Source organism: Bradyrhizobium glycinis (assembly GCF_016031655.1).
In the GTDB taxonomy this organism is placed as follows: Bacteria; Pseudomonadota; Alphaproteobacteria; order Rhizobiales; family Xanthobacteraceae; genus Bradyrhizobium; species Bradyrhizobium glycinis.
The window spans coordinates 258986-273907 of sequence record NZ_JACCHQ010000005.1; the positions used below are offsets into that span (position 1 = coordinate 258986).

Here is a 14922-nt window from a genome sequence, read left to right on the forward strand (position 1 = left end):
ATTAGCGCAGCTTCAGCCCAAAAACTTCCTCGAACAGGCCGAGCATCGCGGCCCATGACCGCCGATCCGCGGCGGCATCGTAGGCGTGGTTCGGCAACGCGGCGTCGACGAGCTCCGGATTGGTGAAGCCATGCGCCGCGCGGCCATAGACGTTGACCTGCCAGTCCACGCCGGTCCTGCTCATATGCTCCTCGAAGCTCGCAAGCTGGGCCATCGTCACCAGCGTATCGGCGGCGCCGTGGCAGACCAGAACCTTGGCCTTGATATGGGCAGCCCGATCCGGCTTCAGGCTCGTGAGCCCGCCATGGAAGGAGACGGCTGCGGCGAGCGTCGCGCCGGTTTGCGCCAGCTCGAGTGCGGTGGTGCCGCCGAAGCAATAGCCGATGGCGGCAAGCCTCATGGCGTCGACCGCGTCGTGCCCTGACAAGGCGAGGTGCGCCGCCTGGGCCCGCCCGCGCCAGCGCTCTTCGTCGGCTCGCAGCTCATTCATCAGCTTGATCGCGCCGGGGACGTCGGGCGCCGTCCTGCCGCTGCCATAGAGATCCGCCACCAGCACGGCGAAGCCGAGTCCGGCCAGTCGCTCCGCGCAGGCGATCGCATGCGTCCCGATTCCGCGGGCGTCGGGAAACAGCACGATGCCGGGGCGCCGGCCTGATGTTGCGTCGTCCGTGACCAGGATGCCCTGGAGATCGGCGGTGCTATCGCGATAGGGAAGGGGTGTTTGTGTCATGCCCGTGCCATGGCTGCTGAAGCCAGGCTAACGAGCAATCGCAAGCCTGCGCAAGTGCTGCGTCTAGCGCTGCCCTGCCGCCGATTGCAGATAGGCGATCACCCGGGTCGCCTCTTCCTTCGAGATGCCGCCATAGGGCTGCATCTTGTGGCCGGACACCACCTCATCCGGCTTGACCATGAAGTGTGTGAGCTTGTCCTGGTCCCAGACGAAGCCGGCGTCCTTCATCGACGAGGAGTAATTGTAGTCCGGCAGCGAGCCGGCCTTGCGTCCGACGATCTTGTTGAGGTTGGGACCAAGGCGATTGTCGCCCTCCTTCATGGAGTGGCAGGTGCGGCATGCATTGTTGAAGGCCTGCTGGCCGGCGTCGTCATTCGCGGATGGCTGCGCGAGCGAGGACGGCGCGGACACGAGAAGCGTCAGTGCTGCGGCGCCGGCGAGGGCGTGCAGCCATGGGCTTGGCGAGGGTTGCCTTCGTGGTCGCATTTGCGCCTCCATCGGGGATCGCGCCGCAGCAGGCGCAACGGGGATGTCGAGGGCAAACGAAAACGGCCCCGGCGGGTTCCGGGGCCGTTCGCGTCATGATGTCCTGTCGCTTTAGCGGTTCGCGGCGCCGAGGTCGGCACGGCGCTCATTCATCGGCAGCACGATCACCTTGGTGCCGACGTTGACGCGGGAATAGAGGTCGGTGACGTCCTCGTTGGTCATGCGGATGCAGCCGGAGGAGACGCGCTTGCCGATGGTTTCGGGGGCGTTGGTGCCGTGGATACGGTAGATGGTGCCACCGAGATACATGGCACGAGCCCCCAACGGATTGCCGGGGCCGCCGGCCATGTGGCGCGGCAGATAGGGCTGGCGGGCGATCATCTCCGGCGGCGGAGTCCAGGCCGGCCACTCGGCCTTGCGGCTCACCGACTGGACGCCGGACCAGGTGAAACCGTCGCGGCCGACGCCGATGCCGTAGCGCAGCGCCTGGCCGTTGCCGAGCACGTAATAGAGATAGGTGTTGGGCGTATCGATGATGATCGTGCCTGGTGCTTCGCGCGTCGGATAAGAGACGGTCTGGCGGCGGAAGCGGGCCGGCAGTTCGACCGCGTCCTGATCCTCGGACGGCTCGGTCTGGTAGGTCGGCGCCTGATAGGGCTGCAGCGGCTGCGGCGCGGTCATCGGCGGCAGCGGCTGGAAGAACGGGAAGATCTGCACCGGCGCGGCCTTGGCTGCCCCTGCGACCGCGATTACGGAGACCGCGACTGCGCCGAACGCAACGGCGCGCGAAAACGTCTTGAACGTGTCCAGATTGAACATGTGATCGCCCCTGTTTGCTCGGTGTTTTGCTCACCGCGGCACCGTTGCGGTGCTCCGTTGCCTAAAGTCCTAACGGCAAAACGTTTCGGGACATTTGCGGGGAAAACCGAAAACGGTTTCACGGCGGCAAGAATTGTTTCATGACAGTTTCGTGGCTCCGCCGGCTCGTTAACGAACAAAACAGCACGCCGACACTTCTGTGACGTCACACGCCTGAAATATCCTTCGTTGATGGTCGATGCCTGAGAATCATCAAACTCTCGGGATCTTCCCATGCGGGTATTAATCGCGACGGACGCCTGGCATCCGCAGGTCAACGGTGTGGTGCGCACCCTGACCTCCCTGGCGAATGCGGCCAAGGCCCTCGACGTCGAGATCGACTTCCTCACCCCCGACGGCTTTCCGTCCTGGCCGCTGCCGACCTATCCGGGCCTGCGCTTTGCGCTGCCGAGCGGGAAGGAGATCGCACGGCGGATCGAGAGGTGCGCGCCGGACGCGCTGCATATCGCCACCGAGGGGCCGATCGGCTGGGCGGCGCGCGCCTATTGCCGCCGCAACCGGCTCGCCTTCACCACCTCCTATACGACGCGCTTTCCGGAATACGTCTCGGTGCGGACCGGCATCCCCGCGAGCGTCGGCTATGCCGTGCTGCGCCACTTCCACGATGCCGCCGCCATGACCATGGTGGCGACGCCCTCGCTGCGGCAGGAGCTGTCGGAGCGCGGCTTCAAGCGGCTCGGCTTCTGGACGCGCGGTGTCGACACGGGGCTGTTTCATCCCGATGCTCCCGCAGAGCTCGACCTGCCGCGCCCGATCTTCATGACGATGGGGCGCGTGGCCGTGGAGAAGAATCTCGAAGCATTCCTCTCGCTCGACCTGCCGGGCACCAGGGTCGTCGTCGGCGACGGCCCGCAGAAGGCAGCGCTGGAGAAGAAATATCCGGACGCGGTCTTCCTCGGCGAGAAGAAGGGCGCGGATCTCACCGCGCACCTCGCCGCAGCCGACGTGTTCGTGTTTCCGAGCCTGACCGACACGTTCGGCGTGGTGCAGCTCGAGGCGCTCGCCTGCGGCACGCCGGTCGCGGCGTTTCCGGTCACGGGACCGAAGGACGTCATTGCCGATCACCCGATCGGCGCGATCGACCACGATCTGCGCACCGCGTGCCTGCGCGCGCTCACGATGTCGCGCGAGACCTGCCGCAATTTCGCGCTGGAGCGCTCCTGGGAGAACAGCGCGCGCCAGTTCGTCGGCAACCTCACCTCACTGCAACCCAGCCGCGTCCTCCGTGCCTCGCCTCGCATGGCGCGGCGGCCGGTGCGCGGTTGATCGTCCATTCGAACCACAGCGAGAACATCACCGATGGCTAAGATCATGAACCTTGACGGCACCCAGCAGCTCGACCTCACCCGCGGTACGGTCGAGCAGGCCTATGACCGCTGGGCGCCGGTCTACGATCTCGTGTTCGGCGGCGTGTTCGCCAAGGGCCGGCAGGCCGCGATCGCGGCCACCAACAAGATCGGCGGCCGCGTGCTCGAGGTCGGCGTCGGCACCGGCATCTCGCTGCCGCTCTACGCGCCGAACCTGCGCATCTTCGGCACCGATATTTCGGAAGCGATGCTGGACAAGGCGCGCCGCCGCGTGAAGGAGCAGAAGCTGAAGAACGTCGAGGGCCTCGCGGTGATGGACGCCGAGAAGCTCGAATTCCCCGACAATTCCTTCGACGTCGTGATGGCGCAATACGTCGTCACCGCCGTGCCGAACCCGGAGAAGGCGCTCGACGAATTCGCCCGCGTGTTGCGTCCGGGCGGCGAATTGATCATCCTCACCCGCGTCAGCGCCGACACCGGCATGCGCCGCTTCATCGAGCAGAAGCTGCAGCCGGTGGTGCGCCCGCTCGGCTTCCGCACCGCCGAGTTCGCCTGGTCGCGCTACGCCAAATGGCTCGCCGGCGCGCACGGCATCGAGCTTGCCGAGCGCCGCCTGATTCCGCCGCTGGGACACTTCTCGCTGGTGCGCTTCCGCAAGGTCGACGTCGCCAAGGCGGCTTGATCTGAAGCCCACGCGTCGCGTGCGTCATCGCGTCGCTGCACATCGTCACATGACAAAATGATGATGTCACACGGCCTACATCGAATCTCTGTAAATCCTGAACCCGAAAGCATTTGGGGAAGAGCATGATCAAGAATTATCTCGAGCAGCTGCGGATCCAGCGCTGGGACGACCATCGCTACTATCATCACAGCCGCATCAATCAGAGCCTGCACTTCGTCAGCGCGCTGAGCTTCCTCGTCGCCTATGTCTGGCTGTTCATTGATCCCGTGGTCTCTGCGCTGGTCGGCTGGCTGGTGTCGATGACCTCGCGCCAGGCCGGCCACTTCTTCTTCGAGCCGCACACCTACGACCACATCAACCAGGCGACGCACGAGTACAAGGAAGAGATCAAGGTCGGCTACAATTTGCATCGCAAGGTGGTCCTGATGGCGATCTGGGCGCTGTCGCCGCTGGTGCTGGTCGTCGATCCCACCCTGTTCGGCATCTTCACGCCCTGGCAGAGCGCGACCGACTTCATGCGGCAGGTGGCGAAGATCTGGCTCGTGGTCGGCGGCGGCGGCCTCTTGTTCCGCACCGTGCACCTGTTCTTCATCCGCGACGTCGAGACCGGCCTCGTCTGGATGACCAAGATCCTGACCGATCCCTTCCATGATCTGATGCTCTATCACAAGGCCCCGCTCGCCCTGATGCGCGGCGAGCTGATGGATCCCGGCCTGCACCTCAACCCCGAGCACACGCTGGGCTTCATCGATGAGCCCGTGCTCGAAGAGCAGCACGCTTGAAGCGCGTTGCGCACGCGACACGCTGCGATGTCCGATGGCTACGTCATGCCCGGCCTTGTGCCGGGCATCCACGTCTTAGGGGCTGCTTCTTCGCCTCTCCCCGCGTGCGGGGAGAGGCCGGAGCGCATCGTAGATGCGATCCGGGTGAGGGGGAGTCTCCGCGGGGGTGCTGCCGGCGGGGTGTCCACTAACTCTCACCGCGCGCGCGGAGAGTCCCCCTCACCCCGACCCTCTCCCCGCAGGCGGGGAGAGGGGGAGGAGGGATCTCGTCCCGGAATGACGGTGGTGGTGGAAGAGCGAGCCTCAGCGCCCGAAGCGCTTGGCCAGCATCTCCTTCAGGATCTGCCGCTTGATCTGCTTGTTGGTGAGCACGCCGTCGTGCCACCAGAAGCCGTCGGCCTTCATCTTCTGCGCGGCGCGGACGAAGCGGTCGGCGACTTCGGTGAAGTCGGCGTCGGTGTAGTTGAGGCTGAAGATCAGCCGGCCGGTGCCGACCCAGCTCAACGCCAGGCCTTCGGCGCGCAGGTAATATTGCAGCATCCAATTGTAGCGGGACGGCGTGGTGTATTTCACCGTCCAGATCGAGGAGAAGTTGGCGAAGCGCACCGGCAGGTCGGCATCCTGCATCATCTGGTTGAGCTTCTTCACGCGCCCGTTCCAGGTCTCCTCCAGCCCGTCATAGACGGCGCGGAAGTTCGGGCTGGCGAGACGGCTCAGGAACTCGTCCATCGCCGTCATGACGTAGGGGTGCGAGTTAAAGGTGCCGCGGGCGAAGCAGATGTCAGCGGGACGGTCGTCGCGGAAGCGGCGCATCAATTCGCGCTTGCCGCAGACCACGCCGACCGGCAGGCCGCCGGCGAGGCTCTTGCCGTAGGTCACCATGTCGGCGCGCACGCCGAAATATTCCTGTGCACCGCCGGCGGCGAGGCGGAAGCCGACGAAGACTTCGTCGAAGATCAGGACGATGCCGCGCTGGTCGCAGACCGCGCGCAGCTGCTTCAGCCATTCAGTGTAGGCCGCCCGATCGAAATTGCCGCCGCGCGAGGAATCGACCAGCGAGGAATCGCCGGGCGCGTTGGCGTTGGGATGCAGGCCCTGCAGCGGATTGACCAGCACGCAGGCGATGTCCTTGCGCGTCCGCAGGACATGCAGCGTCTTCTCCGACATTTCGGCGAGGGTGTAGGTCTCGTGCGCAGGGATGGGATTGCCGACACCGGGCTGCACGTCGCCCCACCAGCCGTGATAGGCGCCGGCGAAACGAACCAGGTGCGTGCGCTTGGTGTGGTAGCGCGCCAGCCGCACCGCCTGCATCACGGCTTCGGTGCCGGACATGTGGAACGAGACCTCGTCGAGGCCGGAGATTTGGCAAAGCCGCTGCACATTCTCGAGGATGACGGGATGGTAGGGGCCGAGCACAGGGCCGAGCGCATGCGCGCGCTTTTCGGCGCCCTCGATGCACTCCTTGTAGAAGTCGTTGCCGAAGATGTTGACTCCGTAGGAGCCCGTGAGATCGTAGAAGCTGTTGCCGTCGACATCGGTGACGGTGACGCCGCTGGACGATTCCATGAAAGTCGAGGTGCCCAGATGCTCGCGGACGAGACGCGAGAACTGGAACGGCACGCGGTAGCTTTCGGTGAAGTTGAGATCGGAGATCTTCTCGGCCGCCTCCTTGGTCATCGCGCGACCTTTGGGGTAGCGCTCGGCGTAGAGCCTGGCGAGGCGGAAGAAGGCGTCCTTGCGCTGCGCTGCGATGTTCGCCGGCGCGCCGTCGCAGGCAAAGTATCGATCACCGTCGAACTCGTAGAACGGCAGCAGCCGCGCCACCCGGCGCGACATCTTGGAGTGCCCGGCGAGCGAGCGGTGCTTGGCGCGGGACAGTTCGACCCGCGCCTTGATCTTCGGGAGGACGGCGGCAGCGGATGCTGCGGCGGCCACGGACATCGAGAGAATCGGGAGTGTCGTTTCCATGACAACAAGCGCTAAACCTGTGAGCTGACAGATTCATGACAGTCAAAGCCCTCATCGCCTCGTTCACCCAGCAGGAAGACCTCAACTTCCTGTTGACCAACCGCATCCCGCGCGCGGCCCTCACCCGCTTCATGGGCTGGTTCTCCAAGATCGAGAATCCCCTGGTGCGGGACTTCTCGATCGCGCTGTGGAAGCTGTTCTCCGACCTCGACCTGTCGGAGGCGCGCAAGACGCATTTCAGGAGTCTGCACGACTGCTTCACCCGGGAGCTGAAGCCGGGCCTGCGGCCGTTCGATCCTGATGCTGCGGTGGTGGCGAGCCCGTCGGACGGCATCGTCGGCGCTCACGGCAAAATCGCGGACACCGAGCTGTTCCAGGTCAAGGGCGCGCCTTATTCGCTGCTCGATCTCGTCGGCGATTCCGCGCTGGTCGAGCAGCACCGCAACGGCTCCTTCGTCACGCTGCGGCTGACCTCGAGCATGTATCACCGCTTCCATGCGCCTTATGACGCGCATATCGAGCGGGTCACGCTGATCCACGGCGACGTCTGGAACGTCAACCCGATCGCGCTCAAGCGCGTCGAGCGTCTGTTCTGCAAGAACGAGCGCGCGGTGATCCGCACGCATTTATCGACCGGCGAAGCGGTGACGCTGGTCCCGGTGGCGGCGATCCTGGTTGCGAGCATCCGCCTGCACTTCCTCGACATGGTGCTGAACGCGCAGACGCGCTGCCCGGTCAATTTTCCCTGCGACGTCAACGTGAGCAAAGGCGAGGAGCTCGGCTGGTTCGAGCATGGCTCGACCATCATCATCCTCGCGCCCGGCGATTTCTCCTTCTGCGACGGCATTGCCGAGGGCACGCGCATTCGCGCCGGTCAAGCGCTGCTCAGAAGAAAGTAGCCTTCAATCCGCCGTCCCCGCCGCCTATATCGTCGGGCGGGGACGATTCGATCGATACGGATCTGACGATGGCGCGGGCGCCGGTCATGGCGGCGGGTGGTATTGTGTTGCGGCGCGGGCCGGTGCCGCTGGTTGCAGTCGTGCGCCAGCGCAAGCGCAACGAATGGGTCCTGCCCAAGGGCAAGCTCGACGACGGCGAGACGCCGAAGGAAGCCGCGCACCGCGAGGTGCTGGAGGAGACCGGCCACGACGTCGCCGTGCACGAATTTCTGGGCACGCTCGTCTATCAGTCCGGCGGGCGCTCCAAGGTCGTGCATTTCTGGCGGATGGAAGCCGACGGCGGGCCGGTCCGCAAGCTGATGAACGACATCAAGGCGGTCGACTGGCTGACGCTGGACGATGCGATCGCCCGTCTGTCGCGCGAATATGAGCGCGCGTTCCTGACTCAGATCGGACCGATCGCGCTCGCGGCAGCGGGGCTGGCTCCTGCGGTTGCGCCGGAGGCGAAGCAGGTTTCCGAGCCCGTATCGCCATTGGCGAAAGACGACATCGATGCATCATTGCAGGCGCTGACACCCGTGGAAGCAGCTTCCATCGACGAGTTGCGGCACGGCCTGTTGCAAAAAGTGAAGGCCTGGCTGCGCGGCGAGGCGTGAGGTCGGGTCGTATCGTGCCTGCGCCTGAGGGTTCATGCGGTTGGGCGGGTCTCCTTCCCACCAAGCCGTCATTGCGAGCGTAGCGAAGCAATCCAGAATTCCTCCGCGGAAAGACTCTGGATTGCTTCGTCGCAAGGGCTCCTCGCAATGACGGGAGAAGGCGGAGCGCGCCTCGTTCGCACTATTTCCTCGGAAGCCACCACTGCGTTTGACGATGCACCTCCGCCCGCAACGGGAGAAAGTGGCGCGTCACCGCCGCTCTTTCTCCTTCGGAGCGGGCGCTGGTCTGCGCGGCGCTGCGGGACGTTGCGCGGCGGGGAGGCGCGGCTGGAAGCCGCCGGGGTGCTGCATGCCTGGTTGTTGAGCCGCAGGCTGGCCCGGTTGCAATCCTGTGCGCGGCAATGGCTGCTGCGGTCCTGCTTGCTGTGTGCCGCCCGGTTGCGGCGGCACGATTCCTCCGGGCTGAATCTGTCCACCACGCTGGGGCAGGGTCTGCGGTGCGCTGTTGGGCGCCGTGCCTTGTCCGGCGCGCGGTGCGCGTGGACGGCCGGCACCTCGCGGCTGGCCGGGCTGCGGTTGCACCTGTTGCTGCTGCCCGGCACGCGGCGCGCCAGGCTGGCCGGTGCCGCCTTGTTGTCCCTGCCGCTGCGGGGGCTGCGCGCCTTGTCCCTGCCGGCCCGGCGTGCCCGGCTGCTGCTGACCCGGACGGTTGTCCTGACGCGGCTGACCGTTCGGCCGTTGCGGCAATTGCCCTGGGGCCGTCGTCGGCCGCAATTGTTGCTGCTGCGGCGGTTGTGCCGGCCGCGGAATGCGGCTGAGCGCAGTCGGATTGGCGCGACGGAAGTCGCGCTGCTCGATGACGATCTGCCGGCCCGCCGTCTGCGCCAGATGCACCTGGCTGACGAAGCCGCGGTCGCGCGCGATCTGCTGCGCGGGAATCGTGATCGGCACGGCAGCAAAGCGCATGCCGCCGGCCGGGGCTGCACCCGGGCGGATCGCAAAGCCGCTCGCGGCTTGCGTCAGCGCGCCGAGCCGCGCGCCGCTGGAGCGGTCGTCGACCTCGATGTGGCCGACGCGGCCGTCGGCGTCGGGATAGAGTTTTACGTTGACGGTGCTCGCCCTGTTCGCAGCCGCGCCTGCCGGGACGTCGACGACCCCGGTGGTGCCGCGGATGCCAAGCGTTGCCGTCGGCGTCGTGATCTTCATGTCGCCCGTCTTCGCCACCGCGGCCGCCACGAAGGCAACCGTGCCCTTGCCGACGTCGAAGATCGCCGAATTCTGCTTGCCGCCCTCGTCATAGACGTAATTGTCGATGGTGATCTTCGCGCTGGCCGTGAGCTTGAACGTGGTAGCGTCGGTGAAGGTGATGCCGAGCGAGGAGTTCGACGAGGTCTGCACGATGTCGTTGAGATAGATGTCGTCGCGCACGCGCAGCGGATAGGAATTCTTGTCGCGGATCACGGTCGCGATCCCCGTCACGGTCGCGACGTTGCCGATCGGCTCGACGGCGGCGGGCTGTGCGTCTGCAGACGGTGCCGGGGTGGCGGAAGGCGTCGGCGAAGGCGCGGGCGTTGGCTCGGCTTGCGGCTGCGCCTGTGCGACTTCGATCGTCTCGAATGCACGCGCCGCGCTGCTGCCTGCCAGCGGCAATGCCGGCAGCACGAGCGCGAACACGAAGCGGCGCCAAGCCAGCATTGATGTCACGAGGAAGTCCCGGTGAGAACGTGAGGCGAGATCGGGCGATTTCAACGGGGGATGGCTGAATGGTGGATGAACGTCTGTCGCATGGACCGGGCTTGACCCGGCCATCCACGTCTTGCTGCTCGGTACGAAGAACGTGGATGCCCGGGACAAGCCCGGGCATGACGACGTCGTATGCTTCGCGATGACGCCTTCGCTATCAGCTCACCCGCTTCCAGGTCTGGCCGCCGCAGAACATACCGCCGAAGGCGCAGCCCTGCACGCGCATCGCGTTCGGACCTTTCATCGAGATCGTGGAGTCGTAATTGCGGCCGGAGTTGGGATCACGAATGCGGCCGCTCCACTTCGATCCCTCCGGCTTCATGTTGATCAGGATGCGCTCATTGGTCTTCTCGGCATAGCCGCAGAGATTGGCGCCGCACTGCTCGACGCGGACATTGCCCTTGTTCTCTTCGGTCGCCCAGACGCCGATCGGCGAGTTCGCTGCGGGCACGGGCGCGGTGGCCACCGGAGCCGGCGCGGGAGCCGCGGCGACGGGAGCGGGGGCGGCGGCAGGCGCAGCAACAGGAGCAGGCTGCGAGCTGTCGAAGCCGACAGAAGGAGCGGCAACGGTCGCGGCTGGGGCAGCCGGTGGGGTCGCGGCTGGCGCTGCCGGCGCAGTCGCTTGCGGCACGGGCTGCTGCTGCACGGGAGCCGGCGTGGGCTGCGCCGTCGTGGGCGCCGGAGCCGGCGTGGTGTCGTCGTCATCGTCCTTGGAGCCGCCAAGGCCCTTGAGGTTGATGTTGTTCAGCTTGATCGGCTTGTCCGACAGGCCCGGCGCGACGATGGTCACGCAATTGAGCGAAGCGCAGTTGCGCGGCGTCTCGATGCGGATGTGCTGGCCCTCGATCTGGAACGAGATCGAGTTGCCGGCATGTGCGGCGGCGCTCGAAGCCAGGAAGAGGGCGGTGGCGGCGATGGAGAGCTTGTTCATGACAACCTCCGAAAATAGCGTGGTCCCGAGATGGACTGAAGTCGCTGGTGGATGAAGCGTGGTTCGACTCTAAGCCGGGGCGGTCGGCTGTTCTGTGATGGGCGTCACAACGAGCGAACGCCGCCTGGGTGATGCAGCGCACACTCAAGCCGAGCCGGCGCTGCGTAACGTCGTCGCCACACGGAGGGAGACGCAGATGCAGCGGCTTGCCACTTGCCTTGCCACATCGATCGCGCTGCTGGCGATCGCGCCGACGGCGCAGGCTGGCTCCTACACGTTCTCGATCGGAGGCAACCGGTTCCTTGTCGAGGCGCCGCGCAATTGCCGATCCGCGTCCTGTATCACGGTGGCCTCCAAGCGCAGCCTCAGGACGACGGACGATATCGGCACGGCACCGGCCTCGCAGCCGGCGCCTGCGCCGGTGGTCCAGGCACCGCAGCCGGCTTGTTCGACGGTACCGGTCAAGCCGCCACAAGCGGCTGTGGTCGTGCCGCCACCGGCACCTCCCGTTCTTGCTGCGGCGACGTCGCAGCCCGTTGCACCGCCGCCGGCGCCAAGCTTGGAGATTTCGAGAATGGAGACGCTGAGCCCCGGTCCGCCGCGGGTTGATCTGGAGCGCGTCGATCAGCCGAAGACCGCCGCGCTCGAACCCCCGCGCATCGAGCCGCCGGTCATCGTCCCGAGCGCCGAGATCAATCACACCGTAACTGTGGCGCAGACCGGCGATGACGACAGCCATGCGCCGCTCGGCGAATGGGAGAGCCTAGGCGCCAAGGGCACGGTCCGCATCGAGCGCTGTGGATCTGCATTGTGCGGTTACGCGCTCAGTGAAGCGACGAGCCGCGGCGAGAGCGTGCTCGTCAACATGAAGCCGAAGAAGCACGGTGTCTGGACCGGCAGCATCTACAGCCGATCCAGCGGCAACACCTATTATGCGACGATGACTCTGAAGAGCTCCGGCAAGCTTCACGTCGAAGCCTGCGCGCTCGGCCGCCTCTGGTGCTCCGGCAACGATTGGACGCGGGTCGAGGCGCCGCGCGAGCAGCTGATCACGACGTCACCTCAATGGAGCGCGCGGTCGTAGCTCGCTGCGATGCGCATTGTTGTGCCCTCGCCCCTTGTGGGAGAGGGCAGCTCCGCTGGTTAACGCGGGCTCACTTGGGTGAGGGGTTTGTCTCCACAAGCACCAGGCCGCGAGGATAGAACCCCTCATCCGTCGCGCTTCGCGCGCCACCTTCTCCCACAAGGGGAGAAGGGAAGAGAATCACCGTGTGCTTTGAGTCTAGATCATCCCGAGCACGATGGCGCCGACGAAGGCCATGGCGAGATAGGCGGTGATAACGCTCAGTCTGCCGGCGAACGTCATGAGGTCGCTTCCTCCGTGCGCGCTGGCCTTATGGTTAACAGAAAGTCTCTTTTCGAAAAAGTCAGGCTCGCTGTCGCGCGTCATCGACAGCAACCGGTGCCGCCGCGCTCGGTATGGTTAAAGGATACTGAAATCAACACGTTGAAGAGTCTTTAAGTAAATTCATCGAACGTGCGTGCATGACGCGCGGAGTTCGTTTGTATCTCGTCGGCTCCATCGTCCTTGTTTCGCTAGCGGGTTGCGGTCGCGGCTTCTTCCAGGCCGAACGCGAACCATGGCGGGCCGAGGCGGAAGCCGCATGCCTGAAATCGGGCGCGGTCAAGGAAAGCGCGGACATCGTCCGCATCGACCCGATCTCCGGGCCTGGCAGCTGCGGCGCCGAGTTTCCGCTCAAGGTCGCCGCCATCGGCGAAGCCTCCGGCACCTATGGCTTTGCCGACGAGGCGCTGCGTCCGCCCGGGAGCATCGGCAACCAGCCGCGTTGGCCGGTGCAGCCGCAGTCGAATTATCCGCAGAGCCAGAGCTATCCGGCATCGTCCTATCCGGCATCGTCCTATCCGCAGCGCTCGAACTATCCCGAGAGCGCGGTGCGCCAGCCCGCCGGCTACGGCACCTCGTCCGGGCCGATGTCGCTGAACGCACCCGGCGTGGCCGCGCAGGAGGACGAGATCGATCTGCCGCCGGAGGGCACCGATGCCGCGGGTGCGGCGCGCTATATGAACGCACCGAGCTATCCGGCTCGTCCTGCGCCTTACTCGCAGGCGCCGGCACAGCAGCCGCTGCCGCGTCTTGGTCCTGCGCAGGGCAATCCCGTCACGACCGTCGGTCCGGTCGCGATCAAGCCGACCGCGACGCTCGCCTGTCCGATCGTGTCCGAGCTCGATCGCTGGCTCGCCGACACGGTGCAGCCTTCGGCGATGCGCTGGTTCGGCGTGCGCGTCGCCGAGATCAAACAGATCTCCGCCTATTCCTGCCGCGGCATGAACGGCAATCCGCACTCCCACATCTCCGAGCACGCCTTCGGCAATGCGCTCGACATTTCGGCCTTCGTGCTCGCCGACGGCCGCCGTGTCACGATCAAGGACGGCTGGCGGGGCATGCCGGAAGAGCAGGGCTTCCTGCGCGACGTGCAGGCAGGGGCTTGCGCGCATTTCACCACCGTGCTGGCGCCGGGCTCGAACGTCTACCACTACGATCACATCCACGTCGATCTGATGCGCCGCGCCAGCCGCCGCCTGATCTGCCAGCCCGCCGCGGTGTCCGGCGAAGAGGTCGCCGCTCGCGCGCAATCGCGCAGACCCTATGCGAGTGCGCGCGAGCCGTCGGTGACCGGTTCGCTCGGTTCGCGCAAGAGCACGATGCGCAAGCGGGAAGAAGACGAGTACGCCGACGATTAGCTGGATTTGCCAGTGGCCCGGATGGAGCGAAGGGCAATCCGGGAATAGTGTCCCCGCATTCCGCTTCGCTCCATGCGGGCTACGGCAGCTTCGATGGTGCCAGTCCCATGCAGAGCTGCACCTCACCCGGGACGTTGTAGGTGCGCATGATGTGGCGGCTGTCGCGCAGGCCGGACGCCTCGCGTTGCACCACGAACATCCAAAGCGCCTGGCCGGCTTCCAGCACCAGCTTGCGCCTCGCCGATTGCATCGCTTGCGGCAGTTCGGTCGCTGCGTGGGCGGCGTCGAACTCGCGCAAACGCGACAGGCTCTGTTCGAGGGCGCGGCCCATCCGTCCAAGCGCCGAGGCCTGTTCCTGGACGATCTCGTAGTGGAGGATGTCGACCGGCGGGCGAAGATCACGAGACATGGCGGCAATATAGCCGCCCGGCTCACAGGCGCAACGCGCCGCTACCTCGCCTTATACGCCGCCAGAAACATCCGCGTTGCGCTCTCGACCACCGCGGTCATGCGCTGCTCCGACGGCGCGGGCTCCGCCTGGAACACGAAGGGCAGGAACAGCGAGGCCTTGCACAGTTCCATGAACTGCGACGCCGCAAGATCGCAATCGTCGATCGCAAGATCGCCCGATGCGACGCGGGCCCTGAGATAAGCGGAGAGGCGGTTGATGCTCTTGTCCAGCACCCGCGCGTAGTAGCGGCGGCCGACATCCGGCATGCGTTCGGCGATCGCCATCACGGTGCGGATCGCCGATCCGCCACCGGGGCGGCAGACCAGGTGAAGATAGGCGAGCCCGAACTCCTTCAGCGTGGTCTCGGCCTCGCGGTCGGGATCGAAACTGAACACGACCTGACCATGCTGGAGCGCCTCCTGTTCGACGATGGCTTCGAACAGCGCGCATTTGTCGGCGAAGTAGACGTAGAGCGTGCCCTTGGAGACCTGCGCGGCGCGGGCGATCTCGCCCATGCTGGCGCCGTCGAAGCCAAGATCCATGAACACCTTGCGGGCACCGTCCAGAATCTGGCGGCGCTTGGAATTGTCCTCGTCCGGGACGATGTGCAATTGTTCGCCGGCAGCTACAACCATTGGTTTA

At 65.8% G+C, this 14922-nt stretch carries 16 protein-coding genes; 7 read left to right on the top strand and 9 right to left on the bottom strand.

Translation table 11 applies throughout. The features are described from left to right. Position 1: 1 nt before the first annotated feature. From HZZ16_RS11380 to HZZ16_RS11390, 3 genes are all read right to left on the bottom strand, one after another. On the bottom strand, positions 2-730 hold the full coding sequence (locus tag HZZ16_RS11380) for a dienelactone hydrolase family protein (protein ID WP_197948542.1): 729 nt from the start codon (positions 728-730) through the stop codon (positions 2-4). A 63-nt stretch (positions 731-793) separates the two neighbouring features. Further along, positions 794-1228, bottom strand: coding sequence for a c-type cytochrome (locus HZZ16_RS11385; protein ID WP_197948543.1), 435 nt, complete (start codon positions 1226-1228; stop codon positions 794-796). A gap of 99 nt (positions 1229-1327) precedes the next feature. Then, complete coding sequence (locus tag HZZ16_RS11390) at positions 1328-2035, bottom strand: L,D-transpeptidase (RefSeq protein ID WP_197948544.1); 708 nt, start codon at positions 2033-2035, stop codon at positions 1328-1330. Positions 2036-2308: 273 nt separating this feature from the next. Between HZZ16_RS11390 and HZZ16_RS11395 the strand changes: the two genes are divergently transcribed. From HZZ16_RS11395 to HZZ16_RS11405, 3 genes are all read left to right on the top strand, one after another. Further along, a complete protein-coding gene (locus HZZ16_RS11395) occupies positions 2309-3361 on the top strand; it encodes a glycosyltransferase family 4 protein (protein ID WP_197948545.1) in 1053 nt (350 codons plus the stop codon). Between the two features lie 33 nt (positions 3362-3394). Further along, positions 3395-4084, top strand: coding sequence for a class I SAM-dependent methyltransferase (locus HZZ16_RS11400; protein WP_036038402.1), 690 nt, complete (start codon positions 3395-3397; stop codon positions 4082-4084). Between the two features lie 125 nt (positions 4085-4209). After that, positions 4210-4869, top strand: a complete 660-nt coding sequence (locus tag HZZ16_RS11405; RefSeq protein WP_197948546.1) for a hypothetical protein — start codon at positions 4210-4212, stop codon at positions 4867-4869. Positions 4870-5172: 303 nt separating this feature from the next. Here the strand turns inward: HZZ16_RS11405 and HZZ16_RS11410 are convergent, their stop codons facing one another. Further along, complete coding sequence (locus HZZ16_RS11410) at positions 5173-6837, bottom strand: aminotransferase class III-fold pyridoxal phosphate-dependent enzyme (protein ID WP_197948547.1); 1665 nt, start codon at positions 6835-6837, stop codon at positions 5173-5175. Positions 6838-6872: 35 nt separating this feature from the next. Here HZZ16_RS11410 and asd point away from each other — a divergent pair, with 35 nt between their 5' ends. Next, positions 6873-7736: an archaetidylserine decarboxylase gene (gene asd, locus HZZ16_RS11415; protein WP_197948548.1), complete on the top strand. Its 864-nt coding sequence runs from the start codon at positions 6873-6875 to the stop codon at positions 7734-7736. 68 nt (positions 7737-7804) lie between these two features. Then, positions 7805-8392 (top strand): NUDIX hydrolase, encoded by a 588-nt coding sequence (locus tag HZZ16_RS11420; RefSeq protein ID WP_197948549.1) that lies wholly within the window; start codon positions 7805-7807, stop codon positions 8390-8392. Positions 8393-8641: 249 nt separating this feature from the next. On the opposite strand, the gene HZZ16_RS11425 is transcribed toward HZZ16_RS11420, so the two are convergent. Continuing rightward, a complete protein-coding gene (locus HZZ16_RS11425) occupies positions 8642-10087 on the bottom strand; it encodes a FecR domain-containing protein (RefSeq protein WP_197948580.1) in 1446 nt (481 codons plus the stop codon). Between the two features lie 205 nt (positions 10088-10292). Beyond that, complete coding sequence (locus HZZ16_RS11430; RefSeq protein ID WP_197948550.1) at positions 10293-11066, bottom strand: DUF2147 domain-containing protein; 774 nt, start codon at positions 11064-11066, stop codon at positions 10293-10295. Positions 11067-11262: 196 nt separating this feature from the next. Here HZZ16_RS11430 and HZZ16_RS11435 point away from each other — a divergent pair, with 196 nt between their 5' ends. After that, the gene (locus tag HZZ16_RS11435; protein WP_197948551.1) at positions 11263-12150 is read left to right on the top strand and encodes a DUF2147 domain-containing protein; all 888 of its coding nucleotides are present in this window, start codon (positions 11263-11265) and stop codon (positions 12148-12150) included. A 198-nt stretch (positions 12151-12348) separates the two neighbouring features. Here HZZ16_RS11435 and HZZ16_RS11440 read toward each other — a convergent pair whose 3' ends face one another. Further along, a complete protein-coding gene (locus HZZ16_RS11440) occupies positions 12349-12516 on the bottom strand; it encodes a hypothetical protein (protein WP_197948552.1) in 168 nt (55 codons plus the stop codon). A gap of 95 nt (positions 12517-12611) precedes the next feature. Here HZZ16_RS11440 and HZZ16_RS11445 point away from each other — a divergent pair, with 95 nt between their 5' ends. Next, positions 12612-13829 carry an extensin family protein gene (locus tag HZZ16_RS11445; RefSeq protein WP_197948553.1) on the top strand — a complete coding sequence of 406 codons (1218 nt, stop codon included), beginning with the start codon at positions 12612-12614 and terminating at the stop codon, positions 13827-13829. 79 nt (positions 13830-13908) lie between these two features. On the opposite strand, the gene HZZ16_RS11450 is transcribed toward HZZ16_RS11445, so the two are convergent. Next, positions 13909-14238 (bottom strand): DUF6665 family protein, encoded by a 330-nt coding sequence (locus tag HZZ16_RS11450; protein ID WP_197948554.1) that lies wholly within the window; start codon positions 14236-14238, stop codon positions 13909-13911. Positions 14239-14279: 41 nt separating this feature from the next. Further along, positions 14280-14915, bottom strand: coding sequence for a TetR/AcrR family transcriptional regulator (locus HZZ16_RS11455; RefSeq protein WP_197948555.1), 636 nt, complete (start codon positions 14913-14915; stop codon positions 14280-14282). Between the last annotated feature and the right edge of the window lie 7 nt (positions 14916-14922).